15 protein-coding genes are annotated in these 15,178 nt (G+C 43.4%); 11 read left to right on the forward strand and 4 right to left on the reverse strand.

Annotated elements, in window-relative coordinates:
* Nucleotides 1-34 precede the first annotated feature (34 nt).
* On the reverse strand, nucleotides 35-2,707 hold the full coding sequence (locus BLT53_RS16010) for an endo-beta-N-acetylglucosaminidase (RefSeq protein ID WP_090236945.1): 2,673 nt from the start codon (nucleotides 2,705-2,707) through the stop codon (nucleotides 35-37).
* Nucleotides 2,708-3,246: 539 nt separating this feature from the next.
* On the opposite strand from BLT53_RS16010, the gene BLT53_RS16015 reads away from it, so the two are divergent.
* From BLT53_RS16015 to eat, 4 genes are all read left to right on the forward strand, one after another.
* Complete coding sequence (locus tag BLT53_RS16015; RefSeq protein WP_090236211.1) at nucleotides 3,247-4,665, forward strand: ethanolamine ammonia-lyase reactivating factor EutA; 1,419 nt, start codon at nucleotides 3,247-3,249, stop codon at nucleotides 4,663-4,665.
* A gap of 27 nt (nucleotides 4,666-4,692) precedes the next feature.
* Nucleotides 4,693-6,063, forward strand: coding sequence for an ethanolamine ammonia-lyase subunit EutB (locus BLT53_RS16020; protein WP_090236212.1), 1,371 nt, complete (start codon nucleotides 4,693-4,695; stop codon nucleotides 6,061-6,063).
* A gap of 15 nt (nucleotides 6,064-6,078) precedes the next feature.
* Nucleotides 6,079-6,789 (forward strand): ethanolamine ammonia-lyase subunit EutC, encoded by a 711-nt coding sequence (gene eutC, locus BLT53_RS16025; protein ID WP_090236213.1) that lies wholly within the window; start codon nucleotides 6,079-6,081, stop codon nucleotides 6,787-6,789.
* Nucleotides 6,790-6,948: 159 nt separating this feature from the next.
* The gene (gene eat, locus BLT53_RS16030; RefSeq protein WP_090236215.1) at nucleotides 6,949-8,307 is read left to right on the forward strand and encodes an ethanolamine permease; all 1,359 of its coding nucleotides are present in this window, start codon (nucleotides 6,949-6,951) and stop codon (nucleotides 8,305-8,307) included.
* A gap of 53 nt (nucleotides 8,308-8,360) precedes the next feature.
* On the opposite strand, the gene BLT53_RS16035 is transcribed toward eat, so the two are convergent.
* Nucleotides 8,361-8,945, reverse strand: a complete 585-nt coding sequence (locus BLT53_RS16035) for a LysE family translocator (protein ID WP_090236216.1) — start codon at nucleotides 8,943-8,945, stop codon at nucleotides 8,361-8,363.
* A gap of 111 nt (nucleotides 8,946-9,056) precedes the next feature.
* On the opposite strand from BLT53_RS16035, the gene BLT53_RS16040 reads away from it, so the two are divergent.
* The 6 genes from BLT53_RS16040 to BLT53_RS16065 all read left to right on the forward strand — a co-directional run bounded on the left by BLT53_RS16040 (nucleotide 9,057) and on the right by BLT53_RS16065 (nucleotide 13,074).
* Nucleotides 9,057-9,614 carry a helix-turn-helix domain-containing protein gene (locus tag BLT53_RS16040; protein WP_090236217.1) on the forward strand — a complete coding sequence of 186 codons (558 nt, stop codon included), beginning with the start codon at nucleotides 9,057-9,059 and terminating at the stop codon, nucleotides 9,612-9,614.
* Nucleotides 9,615-9,817: 203 nt separating this feature from the next.
* Nucleotides 9,818-10,168: a group-specific protein gene (locus tag BLT53_RS16045; RefSeq protein ID WP_342027864.1), complete on the forward strand. Its 351-nt coding sequence runs from the start codon at nucleotides 9,818-9,820 to the stop codon at nucleotides 10,166-10,168.
* A gap of 110 nt (nucleotides 10,169-10,278) precedes the next feature.
* Nucleotides 10,279-10,749 (forward strand): NUDIX domain-containing protein, encoded by a 471-nt coding sequence (locus BLT53_RS16050; RefSeq protein ID WP_090236218.1) that lies wholly within the window; start codon nucleotides 10,279-10,281, stop codon nucleotides 10,747-10,749.
* A gap of 207 nt (nucleotides 10,750-10,956) precedes the next feature.
* Nucleotides 10,957-11,493, forward strand: a complete 537-nt coding sequence (locus BLT53_RS16055; protein WP_090236219.1) for a DinB family protein — start codon at nucleotides 10,957-10,959, stop codon at nucleotides 11,491-11,493.
* A gap of 191 nt (nucleotides 11,494-11,684) precedes the next feature.
* Nucleotides 11,685-12,446, forward strand: a complete 762-nt coding sequence (locus BLT53_RS16060; RefSeq protein WP_090236221.1) for an STAS domain-containing protein — start codon at nucleotides 11,685-11,687, stop codon at nucleotides 12,444-12,446.
* Between the two features lie 106 nt (nucleotides 12,447-12,552).
* Complete coding sequence (locus BLT53_RS16065) at nucleotides 12,553-13,074, forward strand: MEDS domain-containing protein (RefSeq protein ID WP_170834374.1); 522 nt, start codon at nucleotides 12,553-12,555, stop codon at nucleotides 13,072-13,074.
* Nucleotides 13,075-13,412: 338 nt separating this feature from the next.
* Here BLT53_RS16065 and BLT53_RS16070 read toward each other — a convergent pair whose 3' ends face one another.
* Nucleotides 13,413-13,733, reverse strand: a complete 321-nt coding sequence (locus tag BLT53_RS16070; protein WP_090236223.1) for an antibiotic biosynthesis monooxygenase family protein — start codon at nucleotides 13,731-13,733, stop codon at nucleotides 13,413-13,415.
* Between the two features lie 269 nt (nucleotides 13,734-14,002).
* On the opposite strand from BLT53_RS16070, the gene BLT53_RS16075 reads away from it, so the two are divergent.
* Nucleotides 14,003-14,602, forward strand: a complete 600-nt coding sequence (locus tag BLT53_RS16075; RefSeq protein WP_090236225.1) for a hypothetical protein — start codon at nucleotides 14,003-14,005, stop codon at nucleotides 14,600-14,602.
* On the opposite strand, the gene BLT53_RS16080 is transcribed toward BLT53_RS16075, so the two are convergent.
* The gene (locus BLT53_RS16080; RefSeq protein WP_090236226.1) at nucleotides 14,595-15,161 is read right to left on the reverse strand and encodes an HD domain-containing protein; all 567 of its coding nucleotides are present in this window, start codon (nucleotides 15,159-15,161) and stop codon (nucleotides 14,595-14,597) included. The two genes, BLT53_RS16075 and BLT53_RS16080, sit on opposite strands and share 8 nt — an antisense overlap.
* Nucleotides 15,162-15,178: the final 17 nt, after the last annotated feature.

Consider the following 15,178-nt stretch of genomic DNA (forward strand, 5'->3'; position numbering starts at 1 on the left):
GAATTCTGTTTAGTGACTATTCAACAAAGAATTCCTATTGGGCCGGGAATCCATAAACCTCAAATTCATAGATTCTCGCAGCCTGGTCCCCGCCCTGCGTAGGTTTATCCGTCCATAGCCGGACATAGCGGGCTGTTGCTAAGGAGATGCTGTGTTCTGAAACAGCTGCTGCGTTATCAGTCACCTTGACGGCCTCTGACCAGGTTTCACCGTCTGTACTTACCTCGATCCTGAATCCCCGGGTGTTAAAGGCCTGCGGTTCACCACCCGCTTCCGCATGATGGATGACGAACTTGGATATGCTGTATTGGCCGCCTAAGTCGACCTTTAACCAATGAGGAGCATCTCCGAGTGCGCACCATTTGCTTTTGAAAGTCCCGTCAAAAGCATATTGGGCCGCTTCTCCCGGTGCGCACTGGCCACTCGCAACCGCGGTCTTTTTCAACGCGACATTTTGAATATCCTTGGCAGCTTCCGAAATCGTAATCATGCCTTTCTTTGTCAGGACACTCTCACCCTCGCTGTTTTTCGCAATCAGCGTGACAGCGTAGACGCCTTCCTTATCATAGGTTACAACCGGATTATTCTCTGTGCTGACAGACGGGGTCCCGCCCTCAAACTGCCATTCCACTTCCTCCGTCACCTCGGAAGAAGTATTGAAAAAGTGAATTCCCTCCCCAGGCGCGGCAACCGTCTTATCCGCCCGGAAATCCGCTTCAGGCTTAGGATATGGCGGCCACTCAAACGTTACTGTTTCGGGTTCGCTTCGTTTGAACTCTTTGTTCACTGCAACAATCTCTAGCTCAGTGCTGCTTTCCTTACCGCTTCTTCTTAAATTGGAAAGGTAATAAACATGGTTAGGTGTGGCACCCACAAACTCTTTATCGTTGTTTGGAAGCTTCCGGTAAATTTCATAATGGCTCACATCGGAGTCTGCAACAGGTTCCCATCCAAGTGTTGCATCCGCATAAATTCCCTTGGCAAATTCAACCTTATCTATCTCGCCCTGCTTTGGAGCATGAATGTCGTTATGTTTCGATTGTTTGTTATAAACCTTGATTTCACCGATATTTGCCGTGAAATCCTTCACATCGCGGTCACTTTCAATGAAAAGCGAGAGGGCTGCGATCCTTTTTCCGCTGTACTTTTTCAATTTAAAGGAGTCTGTCATCCATTGCTGATGGCTGTGTTTTTTCACATCGAAAAAGACAAAGTCATCGGGATGGTCAGTAAAGCTGACGCCAAGCTTCATGTTCGGCTTTTTCAAATCTGTTTTATACGTCAGGGCGATTTCAGTGTCTTTTTGAACCGACAGGTTGGTTTTATACAGCTTAAGGTAGGTTGGGTTATCCTGCTCAATCGAGCCGGAAAGCTTTAATGAACTTCCCCCGTAGTAGGCTGTGTTCCAATCGAAATCAACATTCAAGCCTTGTCCGCCCTCTTTTAACCAGCGCCAGGTCGGCAGGATATCCTGAAGACTTCGGTTATTCCAGGATTGTTCCCTTACCGTTTGCCCATCAACTGCGAAGAACTTGCCGCTTCCCGTATTAAAATGAGTCACAAAAGGCAGTTCCTCAATGGCTGTTTTGGCCGTGAAATAGTGTGCCATTCCTTTCCAACTTCCGTTCTCGTTTGTGGTCACAGGATTCCCGGACTTTCCAACCCAGAATTCGTTTTCCTTTTGGTAAAACTGTTCCATGTTCTCCGCTGTTTTGAAGGCCCAGTCCGGACGATAAATGCCTAAGGAAGTTAAAGGAGATTTACCCTCAGGGAAGATCCCCTGCCAAGCTACATTTGTATCGGTCCCTTTGGCCTCCACATCAATTCCGGTAAACAAATCATAGGAGCTTCTGCCGAGTTCCTGCGCTTTAATGGAAGATGCCTGCTGGTCTCGCCACCAGAAGTTTAAAAACATACTGTCGGAAACACGGGTATTCCCGTTTTGCAAAAAGCTGCTGTTTTTATCAGTTAACGCATTTTGCCAATTAATACGTCCATCATTTGTCATGGAATCGTACCACATAATGTGCATATCCTTTTGCTTATGTTTCTGCAAGTACCCAAGGAATTGCTGCATTTTTTGCGCTGTTACAGCATTACCGCCTTCAGTTTCCTGGTTGATGAACCAGCCGTCAAACCCATAGTAATTGGCGACGTCCAATAGCTTGTCGGCTGCCGGGAAGGAACCATCCTCACGCTGTGTCAGCATTTGGTTAACCCATTCCGTCTTTCCGCCATAAACAGTCGGGGGAAAGAAAATATTCCCTAAAATCGGCACACCGTTTTTATGAGCCGCATCAATCACGTCCGCGCTTGGTGGCACGATGATCCCCTCACCCGCAGAACCTGCCCAATATACCATGAGGTCTACATATTGCCAGTAACTGAAGGTGTTTGCAAAAAAGTCCTTCCCTCCTTGAGAAGGGACACCGCTCGTGTTCGGATTCAGTGCGGACAATGCCACCAGCTTCGCGTCTGATTGGGCATGATCATTGACCTTGTATAACACTTCCCGCTTGGCTAATGGTAGTTGACTGCGGTTAAAACTGGCGTTGGGATCCTTTTCCGGTGTCCATTTTAACAGCTGTTCGGGATACCAGTAAGATGATTCCGGCTGTTTGGCAAAACCCGGATTCGGCAGTAACAGAAACAAAAACAAGCCGAAAATAGCGGCCAGCCACACATGGCTCTTTTTCGATGAAAACATTTTCCCATCTCTCCCTTTTTCAATATTTATCGTGAAGCTTATAAAGCCGGCTTCCATTTACAAGAACCCTCTAGACAGAACTTGAAAGCGCTATCAAAACTATGTATGTAATTTCTTCTGCCAATCATGTCTCTACCATATTTGCGTGCTATTCCAGCGTCAATAAACTTTCCGAATCTACTATAGTTTTTTAACCTTTTCTAAAATTAATTCATACTTTTCTCCAGTAACACAAAAGCAGACGGAATGGCCAGGGCGAATGGCCAATTACATTCCAGCAACTTGAACTCCTCGAGTAACAGCAGGTCTGGGAGGATCATCCCAATCCGATATAGGCTTTCCTACCTGTTTCGTTTCCTTGCTAAAACATGTTAGACTGCTAGAAAGCGGTTACACTTCGTTAAATCTCCCAACTTTTTATCTTTTGTAACCTTTTTCACATGAAAGTTTGTTAGATTTTGTGACACAGTTAGTGAAAGATGCCGAAAATCTGTACTATGATAGTCAACATATTCAAAAGGAGATGAAATATTGGTGATATGACCCGGCAATGGATGACGAGCATAGGATTAGATATTGGAACAAGCACAACCAAACTGATTGTCAGTGAGCTGTTGATTGCCCAATCACAGGATCAGTTCACGCTGCCAGGCTGTCAAATCATCGACCGCCGGGTAACGTATGCCAGTTCCATCTATACCACCCCTATGGTAAACGAGGTTGAAATTGATGTAGAGCCATTAACGCAGTTGCTACAGAAGGAGTATAAACAAGCCGGGGTTACCCTGGAACAAGTTCATGCAGGGGCGGTCATCATTACAGGCGAAAGTGCCCGCAAGCAAAATGCAGAGAAAATCGTTCATTACTTGGCTGAGCATGCCGGAAACTTTGTGGTGGCAACAGCAGGAGCCGATTTGGAAGGCGTGCTGGCCGCCAAGGGATCCGGAGCCATCGAATGCTCGACTCAAACCGAGCACATTATTGCAAATATCGATGTGGGCGGCGGCACGGCCAACATCGCTTTATGTCAGGACGGAAAAGTCATTGAAACGTTCACCCTTCATGTCGGCGGAAGACTGATTCGCCTGGATAAGAATGGCCAAGTGACCTATGTGTCTTCCCATTTGACTGAATTTTTAGAAAACAGTTCCAGCCCACTGAGGGAAGGAGGAAAAGCGAGCTTCGAACAACTCTCCACCATCTGCCAGCGGATGGCGGAAGAAACGGTCAACTACGTTAAAGGAAGCAGCATGGCCTCTTCCCTGCTCGTGTTGCCTCATACAAGATCCGCGGTTCAGCCCGATAGCCTTCTCGTATCCGGCGGCGTGGGCGCCATGATGAACGGGAAAAAGCCCGAAACGTTAGAGGAAGTGACCGTGCACGGAGATATCGGCCCGCTTCTCGCCTATCATTTTCAAGCCCTTGGTGTGTCGCAGGCGCCTGAAACCGCACGGGCAACCGTCATTGGTGCCGGGATGCAAAATACAGAAGTGAGCGGATCAACCGTTTACATCAAGTCTGACCGGCTTCCGCTAAAAAACGTCCCAATTGTGAACATACCGGTGCAACAGGAAGAAGAGTGGGAACCGGTTCGCTTTCAGAAACGGGTGCAACAAGCATTAACACAGTCTTACACTTTGTTTAGCGAAGGCGACCCTCCGGTTGCTCTGGCGTTATCCCACTTTCCATACTGCAGCTATAAAATGCTGCAGCAGCTGACAAAAACGATTCTTGCTGAATTTACCGCCTGTTTTAAGGAAGCAAAGTGCCTTGTTGTCCTTTGTGAGCAGGATATCGCCAAAGCCTTGGGACAGGCCCTGGCCAAACAGAGCAAGACGCTCGATATCATTTGTCTGGATCAGATTGATTTTACACATGGAGACTATATCGATTTAGGATTGCCAGTCGCAGGAGAAGCCATTTCCGTTTCGGTAAAAACACTGGCCTTTTCATCCTGATCCAAACCACTTTCAAGGAGACTGACCATGTATAAAACGACGACCTTATTAGGAGAAACCTTTTCATTTCATAGTCTGAAAGAAATCATGGCAAAAGCAAATGAAGAACGTTCCGGGGACGAACTGGCAGGGATCAGCGCCAGCTCCATGAAAGAACGGATGGCTGCCAAGCAGGTGCTGGCGGATCTTACCCTTTCGGAAATTCGGAACTACCCGCTGCTCAGTCCCGATGAAGACAACATATCTGAACTCATTGAAAATCAGCTCGAAGCTGCAGTCTATGAAATCATTAAAAACTGGACCGTCGCCGAGCTGAGAGAATATATCCTGTCCGACCAGCACGTCAGCGATGATCTGTTAACACTTAGCCAAGGACTGAGCAGCGAAATGATTGCCGCGACAGCCAAGATCATGTCCAATCTGGATTTGATTCAGGCGGCATCCAAAATTGAAGTGCAAACAACCTGCCAGACGACCATTGGGCAAAAAGGGGTTCTCGCTTCCAGAGCCCAGCCCAATCACCCGTCCGATAACATCAAGGGCATGAGAGCTTCTTTATATGAAGCGCTGAGCTATGGAATCGGTGATGCGGTGATCGGAATCAACCCTGTCATCGACACGACCGATAACATCTATACCCTCCTTCATGAAACAAAAAATATGATCAATGAATGGTCAATTCCCACGCAAAACTGTGTGCTGTCCCATGTGACCAGCCAGATGAGAGCGATCGAAAAAGGAGCGCCTGCTGACCTGATTTTTCAAAGCCTGGCCGGAACTGAAGCCGGCAATGATTCATTCGGCATCTCCCTTCCCATGCTGGATGAAGCGACCGCTTTGATTCAGGAAAAAGGGACAGCAGCCGGACCGAACCGCTGGTATTTTGAAACCGGCCAGGGCTCGGAGCTGTCATCTGAAGCTCACTATGGCATCGACCAGGTAACACTTGAAGCCCGGTGCTACGGGCTCGCCCGCCATTATCAGCCGTTCATCGTAAACACCGTGGTCGGTTTCATCGGCCCGGAATATTTGTATAACAGCAAACAGGTTCTCCGGGCAGGTCTTGAAGATCATTTTATGGGCAAAATGCACGGACTGCCAATGGGTGTTGACGTCTGCTACACCAATCATATGGATGCCGACCAAAATGATATGGACAACCTGAGCATGCTGCTCGGTACCGCGGGAGTAAATTTTGTGATCGGCGTACCAATGGCCGATGACTGCATGCTGAATTACCAGTCCCTGAGCTATCATGACATCGCCACCGTCCGCCAGGTACTGGGCCAGACCCCCGCTCCCCTCTTTGCACAGTGGCTTGAAGAACAAGGCATCACGCAAAATGGACGGTTTACCTCCAAAGCTGGCGATCCGACGATTTTTATGAATCTAACGTAAGGAGTGGCTTATCAGTTGGCAAATTCAAAACGAGATCCGCTTGAATCGCTCAAACAATTCACCCCTGCCCGCATTGGCGTCGGCCGGACAGGAACAAGGCCCTTAACAAAAGACGTGCTGCAGTTTCGGACAGATCATGCTGCAGCTGTCGATTCGGTATATGGTACCGTCCCGGAAAAAATCCTGTCTGAATTCAACCTATTCTCCGTTGCCACACAAGTGGAATCCATGGAACATTACTTAAAACGGCCTGACTATGGAAGATTACTAGCCGATGAAGCGAAGTCCATCCTTCAGAAAAGCTGTCTGCAGGCACCTGATGTACAGGTCGTCGTGTCAGATGGATTAAGCGCAAAAGCCATTGAAGAAAACCTGAGCGACGTGTATCCGGCGTTGATCGATTCCCTGGACTCCTACAACCTTAAGATCGGAACCTCCTTTTTTGTCAAAGGTGGGCGCGTCGCCTGCATGGATGAAATTGGCGAGATCCTGAAACCTAAAGCCCTTGTCCTTTTGATCGGAGAACGGCCGGGACTGATGAGCGCCGAATCGATGAGTGCCTATATGTGCTACCAGCCAGGCAAAGGCAAAAAAGAATCCGATCGTATGGTCATTTCGAATATCCATAAACGGGGCACGCCTCCGATTGAAGCCGCTGCCCATATCGGAACCTTGATTGACAAGATGATTCAGCAGCAGATGAGCGGTGTACACCTGGTTATTTAGAGCTCTGCTTTGTTGCTTTTGGGAAGTGATTGATTTCCGTTTCAGGTCGCTCGCTTTCCGGGAGTCTCGCATCTTCCACTTCAATCAACTTATTAATGAAGATTTCTGCATTAATGTCCCCAAATCAACTTGGATAAAAACACTAAAGGAGGAGAAGAGATGGCGCTGCAAAAACAGTTAAAGCCGATTCATTTATGGGCAATTTCAGTAGGGATGGTAATCTCGGGGCAATATTTTGGATGGAACTACGGGTTTGAACAGGGCGGGATTATCGGGCTTGCAATCGCTACGCTGATTGTCACCGTATTCTACACCACCTTCATGTTCAGCTATGCCGAGCTTTCCACCTCCATCCCGCAAGCCGGTGGCCCTTCCGCGTATGCGAGACGAGCCATGGGGCCGTTTGGCGGCTATATGGCCGGCATGGCCTGTCTGCTTGAATTTATATTCGCACCTCCTGCGATTGCCGTATCCACCGGCGCGTACATTCACTTCCTTATTCCAGCCGTGAACCCGGTATATGCCACCGTAGGAGCATTTATCTTCTTCATTTTATTAAATTTAATAGGTGTAAAAGAAGTTGCCGTTATCGAGCTTACCGCTACCATTTTGGCACTGATCGGTTTGTCCATTTTTTATGTGGCCGGTTTGCCTCATGTCGAAGCTTCCAACATCTTGAACGACAACTCCTTTCTGAATGGCCCGACAGGTGTCATGGCCGCTATCCCGTTTGCCGTCTGGTTTTACCTGGCAATTGAAGGAGGAGCGATGGCTGCGGAAGAAGTGGAAAACCCAAGAAAAGATATCCCGAAAGGATTTATCGGCGCCATCATCACACTCGCCACGGCTACATTATTTACGCTGTTTGTCACCGCTGGTCTTGGCGGCGGAAACGGAAAGCTCGCGGATTATCCTCTGCCACAGGCTCTGTCCTCCGTATACGACAACGGCATTTCAACCGTTTTGGCTATTATAGGGTTGTTCGGCCTGATTGCCAGCCTGAATGGCATCATCATGGGCTTCTCCAGACAGACGTACGCCTTGGCGCGGGATGGCTACTTCCCGAAGTTCCTGGCCAAAACAAACAAAAAAGGCGTTCCGGTTGGAGGCCTCTTAATTCCAGGAGCCATCGGTGTTATCTGTGCAGGTTCAGCGAGCTTCGCCAACGCACTGATCATCCTTTCCGTTTTCGGGGCAATGATGATGTACTGCATCAGCATGGTTTCCCTTTTCATCCTTCGTAAAAAAGAACCCGAGCTCGCACGGCCGTTCAAGGTAAAGTATCCCGTTGTGCCAAGCATTGCCTTGATCCTCGGGTTGGTGTGCCTGTACAGCATCATTAAATACAGCGTGCTGACCACCAACATGATGCTGTTTGGCGCTTCAGTACCTTTGATCTATGTGATTCTCGGTATTTTCCTAGTATCTTTGGTTTACTACGTGCTGTATGGTTCTGCCCGGCTTAAAAGACAAGCAGATCCTTCGTATATGGAGAAAGAGAGAGTTTCGGTGAATTAAATAAGGATAAGAAAACACCCGTACCGCAGGATGGTACGGGTGTATCTTTTAGATTAATGAAACAAAATCGTAGCCGCTGTATAAACAAGCAGCAAGGCCATGGTAATGTTGAAAACCATTTGATATTGTGCAATCCACTTCTTAAACAATGACCCAAACAAGCTCCAGCTGAACGTCCCCAGGAATCCAATCACAGCCAACACGATTACAAAAAAGAATTGGGACAAATAATGATGGTAAAAAGGAGCAACGAATGTGGCCGTGACCGTAATGGCATAAACGGTTCCTTTAGGATTGATAAATTGCAGCAGCGCACCTGATTTCAAATTATTGTACCGGCTGTTGAACTGTTGTTCTTTTCCCAGCTTGCTTTTCATGATCTTATAGGCCAGATAGAGCAAATAGAGACAGCCAAATAGTTTCATAATAAACTCAACTTGTGGAAAAACGGTATTTAATGCCACGGTAAAATAATTAGCGACCGACAGTAAAATGAAGAATCCAAGACCCACACCTACACAAAATCTGAACGTCTGTTTCAAACCAAATTGATTGGCGAAATACAGCGACATAATATTATTAGGGCCAGGTGTGAAGCTTGCAACAAAGGCATAAACCAAAAGTGACAAAACAGACATTATGGCAGCACTCCTTGTATTCCATAAAGCACAAAAATACTTTATAGCGTCTTGTGCTTTAAATTGTATTATTTATACGTTATATTGTAAATAAAAAATTGAGGGATAAATGTGAAGGAAATCCATGTTGTGGTCGCTGAAAACATGAAGGCATTCAGAAGAATGAATAAACTAAGTTTGGATAACGTATCTGAACTAACCGGTGTCAGCAAAACCATGTTAGGACAAATCGAACGCGGAGAATCGATTCCAACCATAACAACGCTCTGGAAAATCGCGAATGGACTAAAGGTTTCATTTACTTCGCTCATTAAGGAATCAACGAATGATATAACCATCATTTCCAAAGATGACTTATTGGAATTGCCCGAGAATGATGGGAAATATAAAGTATATCCCTATTTCCCCTTTGAAAACGACAAGCAGTTTGAAATATACATGGTAGAAATCGAGCCAGGGGGGTATTTAGAGGCAGCTCCTCATCATGATGGCACAGAGGAATACATTACGGTATTTGAGGGCAGCCTCGAATTAACGATATCCGGGCAAACCTACTTACTCGAAAAAGATCAGTCGATCCGTTTCAAAGCCAATTGTAACCATGCGTACCACAATCCAGGCGGCGAATTAACAAGACTAAATATGACGATTAATTATCGATCCATGTAGCAAAAGTGAAAAAGGATAAATAGATACACCCGTACCAGGAGATGGTACGGGTGTATCTATTTATCTTAATAAAAGGCCCTTTTCGCAAAGATTGTTGCTTTAGAATAAGACAAGGTTAAATTTACTTATTATGGTATTATTTTTACAGTAGCTTATTAACGTGCGGATTGTTGAATAACGGATGTCTTAAAAGGAGGAGAAGAATGAAGTTTTATGTTGCATCAAGTTTCAAAAATATAGATAAGGTAAGACGGGTAAGTAAAATGTTGAAAAGCAGGGGTTATATACTGACATATGATTGGACCCAAAATGAAAGAGCATCAACACTTGAAGAGCTAAAGCTGATTGGTCATCAAGAAAAGAATGCTGTTACGGAAGCTGATTTTATTGTTGTTTTATTACCAGCTGGAAAAGGAAGTCACATTGAATTTGGAATAGCTTTGGGACTCAATAAAGAATTATTCTTTATTCACCCAACAATGAAATCAATAACCTTACTACCACAAGCACTTTTTATCACTTATCAGGGGTTGAAACTTTCATCGGTTCGTTAGATGAATTAGTTGAATTTTTGACATCAAATGAAGATAAGATCCTCAGTTAAAAGGCGTATTTCTTCAAGAAGGACAATTGCTCTTTTTTATTGAATTTAGAGGTGATTTAATTGCAGAAACCATTTCATCATTTAGCCAGAGCTGTCATTATTAAAAATAATAGGATTCTACTTGCAAAAGCAATCGGAACCATAAATACTTTTCTACCTGGTGGTCACATTGAGTTTGGAGAAAGCGCAAAAGACGCACTTGAAAGAGAGTTAGCAGAAGAATTAGGTATTAGACCTACAGTGGGGAAATTGCTTGGACTGGTCGAGCATAAATGGGAAAAACAAGGTATATTACATTGTGAAATTAATCAATTTTTTGAGGTGGAAAGCGATGAATTAGACTCAGATGATTTTCCCGTATCAAGAGAGTCTCATATAACGTTTTTCTGGTCTGAAGCCGGTAAATTAGAAGCCAACAACGTACAACCCTATCCAATTAGAGGTTTACTTAAGGGTTATCTAAATGGCATTAATGATGTCTGGTGGGAAAGTACGTTGAAGACTGATATTGATGTATTCAACAAAAATTAAGTTTTATCTTCTTCCATACTCGGGTGCTTTTATTGAATAACGAATACAGCCGTTTCTCAACATCTAAAACCTTACTGAAACAGTATTCCATGACCTCTCAGATGAATGGTCAAAATAGCAACAATATATACGAAAAGAGCCTAATAAAATAAAATCGTGCAGCAATGGTATGATAATCAAAACTGGCTGGTTGAAGGGAGAAAGCAAATGAACCTGGAACTAATGGATATTTTCCGCATGGAATTTGACTTTAGTTGGGATGCTGAGACCTGGTTTTTGCCTTTAGAATCTGCTCTTAAGGATTTAAATTCAACCGATGCAAGCTGGCAGCCTCCTGGAGGAGGGAATACCATTTGGCAAACGGTGAACCATCTGAATTATTACAATGCCCTGCTTGTTAAACAAATCAATGACACACCGCCTAAAAAAGAGGCATCTGATACCAAGGCTACATTTGGAGATATTGGAGAACCGGAAAATTCTAAATGGCAGTCAATCTTGGAAGTGAATACCTTTGGGGATACCGGGGATCCATCAGATTCTGAAAAATGGAAGGCGGCCTTGGCAGAAACACACCAAATTTGTGAAAACTTGCGTCAATCACTAGCAAAAGTGAATGACAGTCACCTGGATAAGGAACTTGTTGGGCGTCTGGCTCGTCAAATCCTGCACAACGTGTATCATATCGGGCAAATTGTATTAATTCGTAAACAACAAGGCTCTTGGCCAAAGGAGCGGGAATAATTGGCATACGCGAATAGGTCGCAGATCATGTAGTCCATAGAAGATATGAATTTTCTCCACCCCTTAAATGGTTATGTGCTTTTTAGTGAGTTGCCTTTATCCCAGTCCACTTTGTTTCAAAAGATTAATCCCTGATATTTTGGATACAACTTGCTATAATAAAGGTCAACTGAACTAAAGGAGTTTTCACTATGGACCAGATAGGAATAAACATATCAAATGCTGACTTGTTAAATAGCATTGGAGAAGTAATAATCATTTCAGACACTGAATACAGGATCGTTTGGTTAAACAAAAAAGCAGAAGAAGTGATGAAAAACATCTATCCGTTATACGGTTTAAATTCTATCGATGAGATCATTGGTAAAAATATGGATTTTTTTCATAAAAGCCCTAAAAACCAGCGCTTTATTATGGACAAAGGCATTAAGGATGGCCATAAGGCAAGGATTAATATTAAAAGCAAAATTATTGCTGATATTATCATTACCCCTATCCAGGACAATAAAGAACTAGTTGGTTATACAGTAATGTTAATGGATATGACAACAAAAGATGAGGAAGAACGCAGGAAGGATCAACTGATTCAAGAACTTTCCGTACCTATACTACATATTTGGGATAAAACGATCGCATTACCTTTATATGGGGATTTAACGGTGTTAAGGGGAGAACATATTATTTCAACTGTTCTACAAGAATGTGTAACCAAAAGACTACATTACGTTATGCTTGATCTTTCTGGTGTTTCTGGTTTTGATGAAACTGTGCACTATAACCTTAACCGTTTAAGTGAAACATTGCGCTTGATTGGTGTAAAATCGATTATTGTAGGGATTACTCCTGATTTAGCATTAGCAATACCAGAGCTTATTGATGCACCAATTTTTAAAGATGCACATTCGGGTCTAAAATATATTATTAATTTAGAAAAAGATAATGAAAATGCATGAAGAATGATATGATACTGCATTAACTAAATTACCAATTTTATTAAAAGAACTACTTGAAGGGTTATTAAGTAATTGATGAAGTTATCATATACTAAGGATGGTTATCATGGGGCAGCCAATCGAGGAGTTAAGGAGTCTAAAACAAGGACACATTCTTTATAAATATGAAAATGAAGTGAAGTACCTATCCAATCTATTATCTTTTATCATGTTAGGACTGAAAAGACAACATCGTGTTTTAGTGGTGGAGAGTGAGAAAAACCTACCGAAATTAAAAGAGCAATTGGAGAGCTTGATTCCTGTTGATAAAATGTCAGAAATTCTTCTTATAAATAATTTTGACTTTTATCTTTTAAACGGAGATTTTCACACACATACCATTGTCAACCACTTCTCTAATCAAACAATGGTTCTAGATCAGGTAAATAAGCCAGCATGGACATGGGCCCACGTCGAATGGAGCTCTCAAGAAGCCAATTGTGAATTGGTACAAAAATTTGAATTCAAGGCGAATGAGGTAATTCATAAGGAGAGAAGACTTTCAGTATGTGCTTATCCACTTGAGCGGCTTACTCCTAAATTAAATTCAATCTTATCCAATAATCATGATTATTTGCTCAGTGATTAATTTTTCTCGCATTCTTACAAAATTGGAAAAAGGTTTTGTGTAAACAGCGTACTGATTTTTTTCTGGCCGAAACGTCAGTCATATGGAACGATGTAGAACAAATGAGATGACGTTACATAAGATACAGCAGGTATAAGAAGCCCTGGTTATTTAAACTTCATGTTCTCTTTGTAACTCTGTGGAAAAGGGAAGTAGTCAGTTTCATACTTTTTTGTCTGGTTCTAATTTAATTAGAACCTCCTGGCATTTGTGAACAGCCTCCAGATGTCCAGTTAAAAGCCTCTCTTCACTTAAGTTTTTGGCTATGTTAATGATATGAAATAAAAATCAGGAGTCCCTTACTCCTTAATTAGAAAATCCCCTTGGTTCAAATTTACTTTTTCAAAATGCTCCACTGTTGGAAAAGGGTGATAGAAACGATGTAATAACGATTTCCATTCTTGATATTCCTTTGATTGTCTGAATCCTACAGTATGGTCTTCTAAACTCTCCCACTTTACAAGAAGCAAATATTTGCCTTCTTCTCCCATACAACGCTGTAATTCGTGTGAAATATAACCCTTCATCGATGAAATAATCGTAGATGCTTTGCGAAATGATTCTTCATATTCCTGCTCCATTCCGGGTTTCACCTGAAGCATAGCGGCTTCCAGTATCATTGACCTTTCCCCCTTCATAAACATGCGATCTGCTGCTGAAATCTTGATATCATCCTATTTACCTTACCCTGTTAATTCTTTAACTCTATCGTTTTTACCAACATGTCTTGGTTCATCTAGTGCTTCTTACACCTCTCAACTCATTTAGACAGCAAAAAAAGGCAAAGAAGATTTTCATTTTTTATTCTCTTATTCCAACTATTCACAAAAATGGCCATTCACTATAAAATAATAAAGCTTGGCATTTTTATTATGTATGGAGGATCGGTATGGGAAATACGACAAATATGCTGATTGAGCATCTCATTAATGGATTTCATTTTTTTATCGCTTTGGTTTTATGCGCCATCATGGTCTTGGGCGTGGATTTTTTCCAGCCTTTGTTTGGTTATCTAAAGAGCACCAACAAGGACACATTATTGGCTCTTTTTGTTCTTATGCTTCCCTTTGTCTATACACTTGGTATTTTGATCGACAATTTTGTAGATGATGTCGTTTTTAAGAAGAGGAAAAAAGAAACAAGGGACGAAAACCGAAAAACAGCACGGGAGCTCATCCTTCTCACAAATGACCAAAACCAGGCGAACCAATTGGACTACATCCGGACGAAAATCCGCATTACCCGTACGGCCTGCTTCAACTTCGCACTCATTACTCTCTTTTCTTTGGTCATCATGTACCGAACGTACCATTTTAAATACATAGCTGTAATGATACTGATTGGTCTACTCGGCGGTCTGCTTACGTTTTTGGCCTATTGGTCATGGGAACATAACACAAAATCCTCCAACAAACGGGTGAGGGATGGATTTCGCATTTATGAGAAGCACAAGACAGCAAAAAAAGAAGAAACTACAACACCTATGTAGTCGGATAAAAGAGGTTCTGCACCTCTTTTTTTAATTGGAGAAACAGCGGGAATGTCCCTACCCGACGGCCAAGTGCCTCAACGAGTGAGGTATAATACCACTCCTGCACATCCTTGCCTCGTTTAAAATGGCTCCAAACGGCCTCTCCCTGCTTCTCCAGGTCTTGCCTTAACGAAAGGACATTATGGAGCTTATCGGCGCATACAATTTGGCAAACTTCCACTGAAGCTTCTTTCTGCAAATACGTAATCGTATGCTTTTTTCTCGCTTCCCACGATTGAGATTTATCCGGTTCAGAGCTTCCCTTCACCATTTCCATGACCCGATCGCCAAATGCTGAAGTAATGGCTCCATACGTAACATCCGTATCCTCGATCACATCATGTAAAATACCGGCAAGAACGGTCTCCTCTGCGCAGCCGGCATCCAGCAGCAGCATTCCTACAAAATAGGGGTGGGAAATATAAGGCTTCTTATTCCCTTTTCTGACTTGTGATTGATGAGCAGCAGCAGCCATTTCAATGGCTGTGCTCATTTTATCTAATTGTTGGATTTTCATTTTTTACACTTCCCATT

Source organism: Fictibacillus solisalsi (assembly GCF_900103485.1).
Lineage (GTDB): Bacteria > Bacillota > Bacilli > Bacillales > Fictibacillaceae > Fictibacillus_C > Fictibacillus_C solisalsi.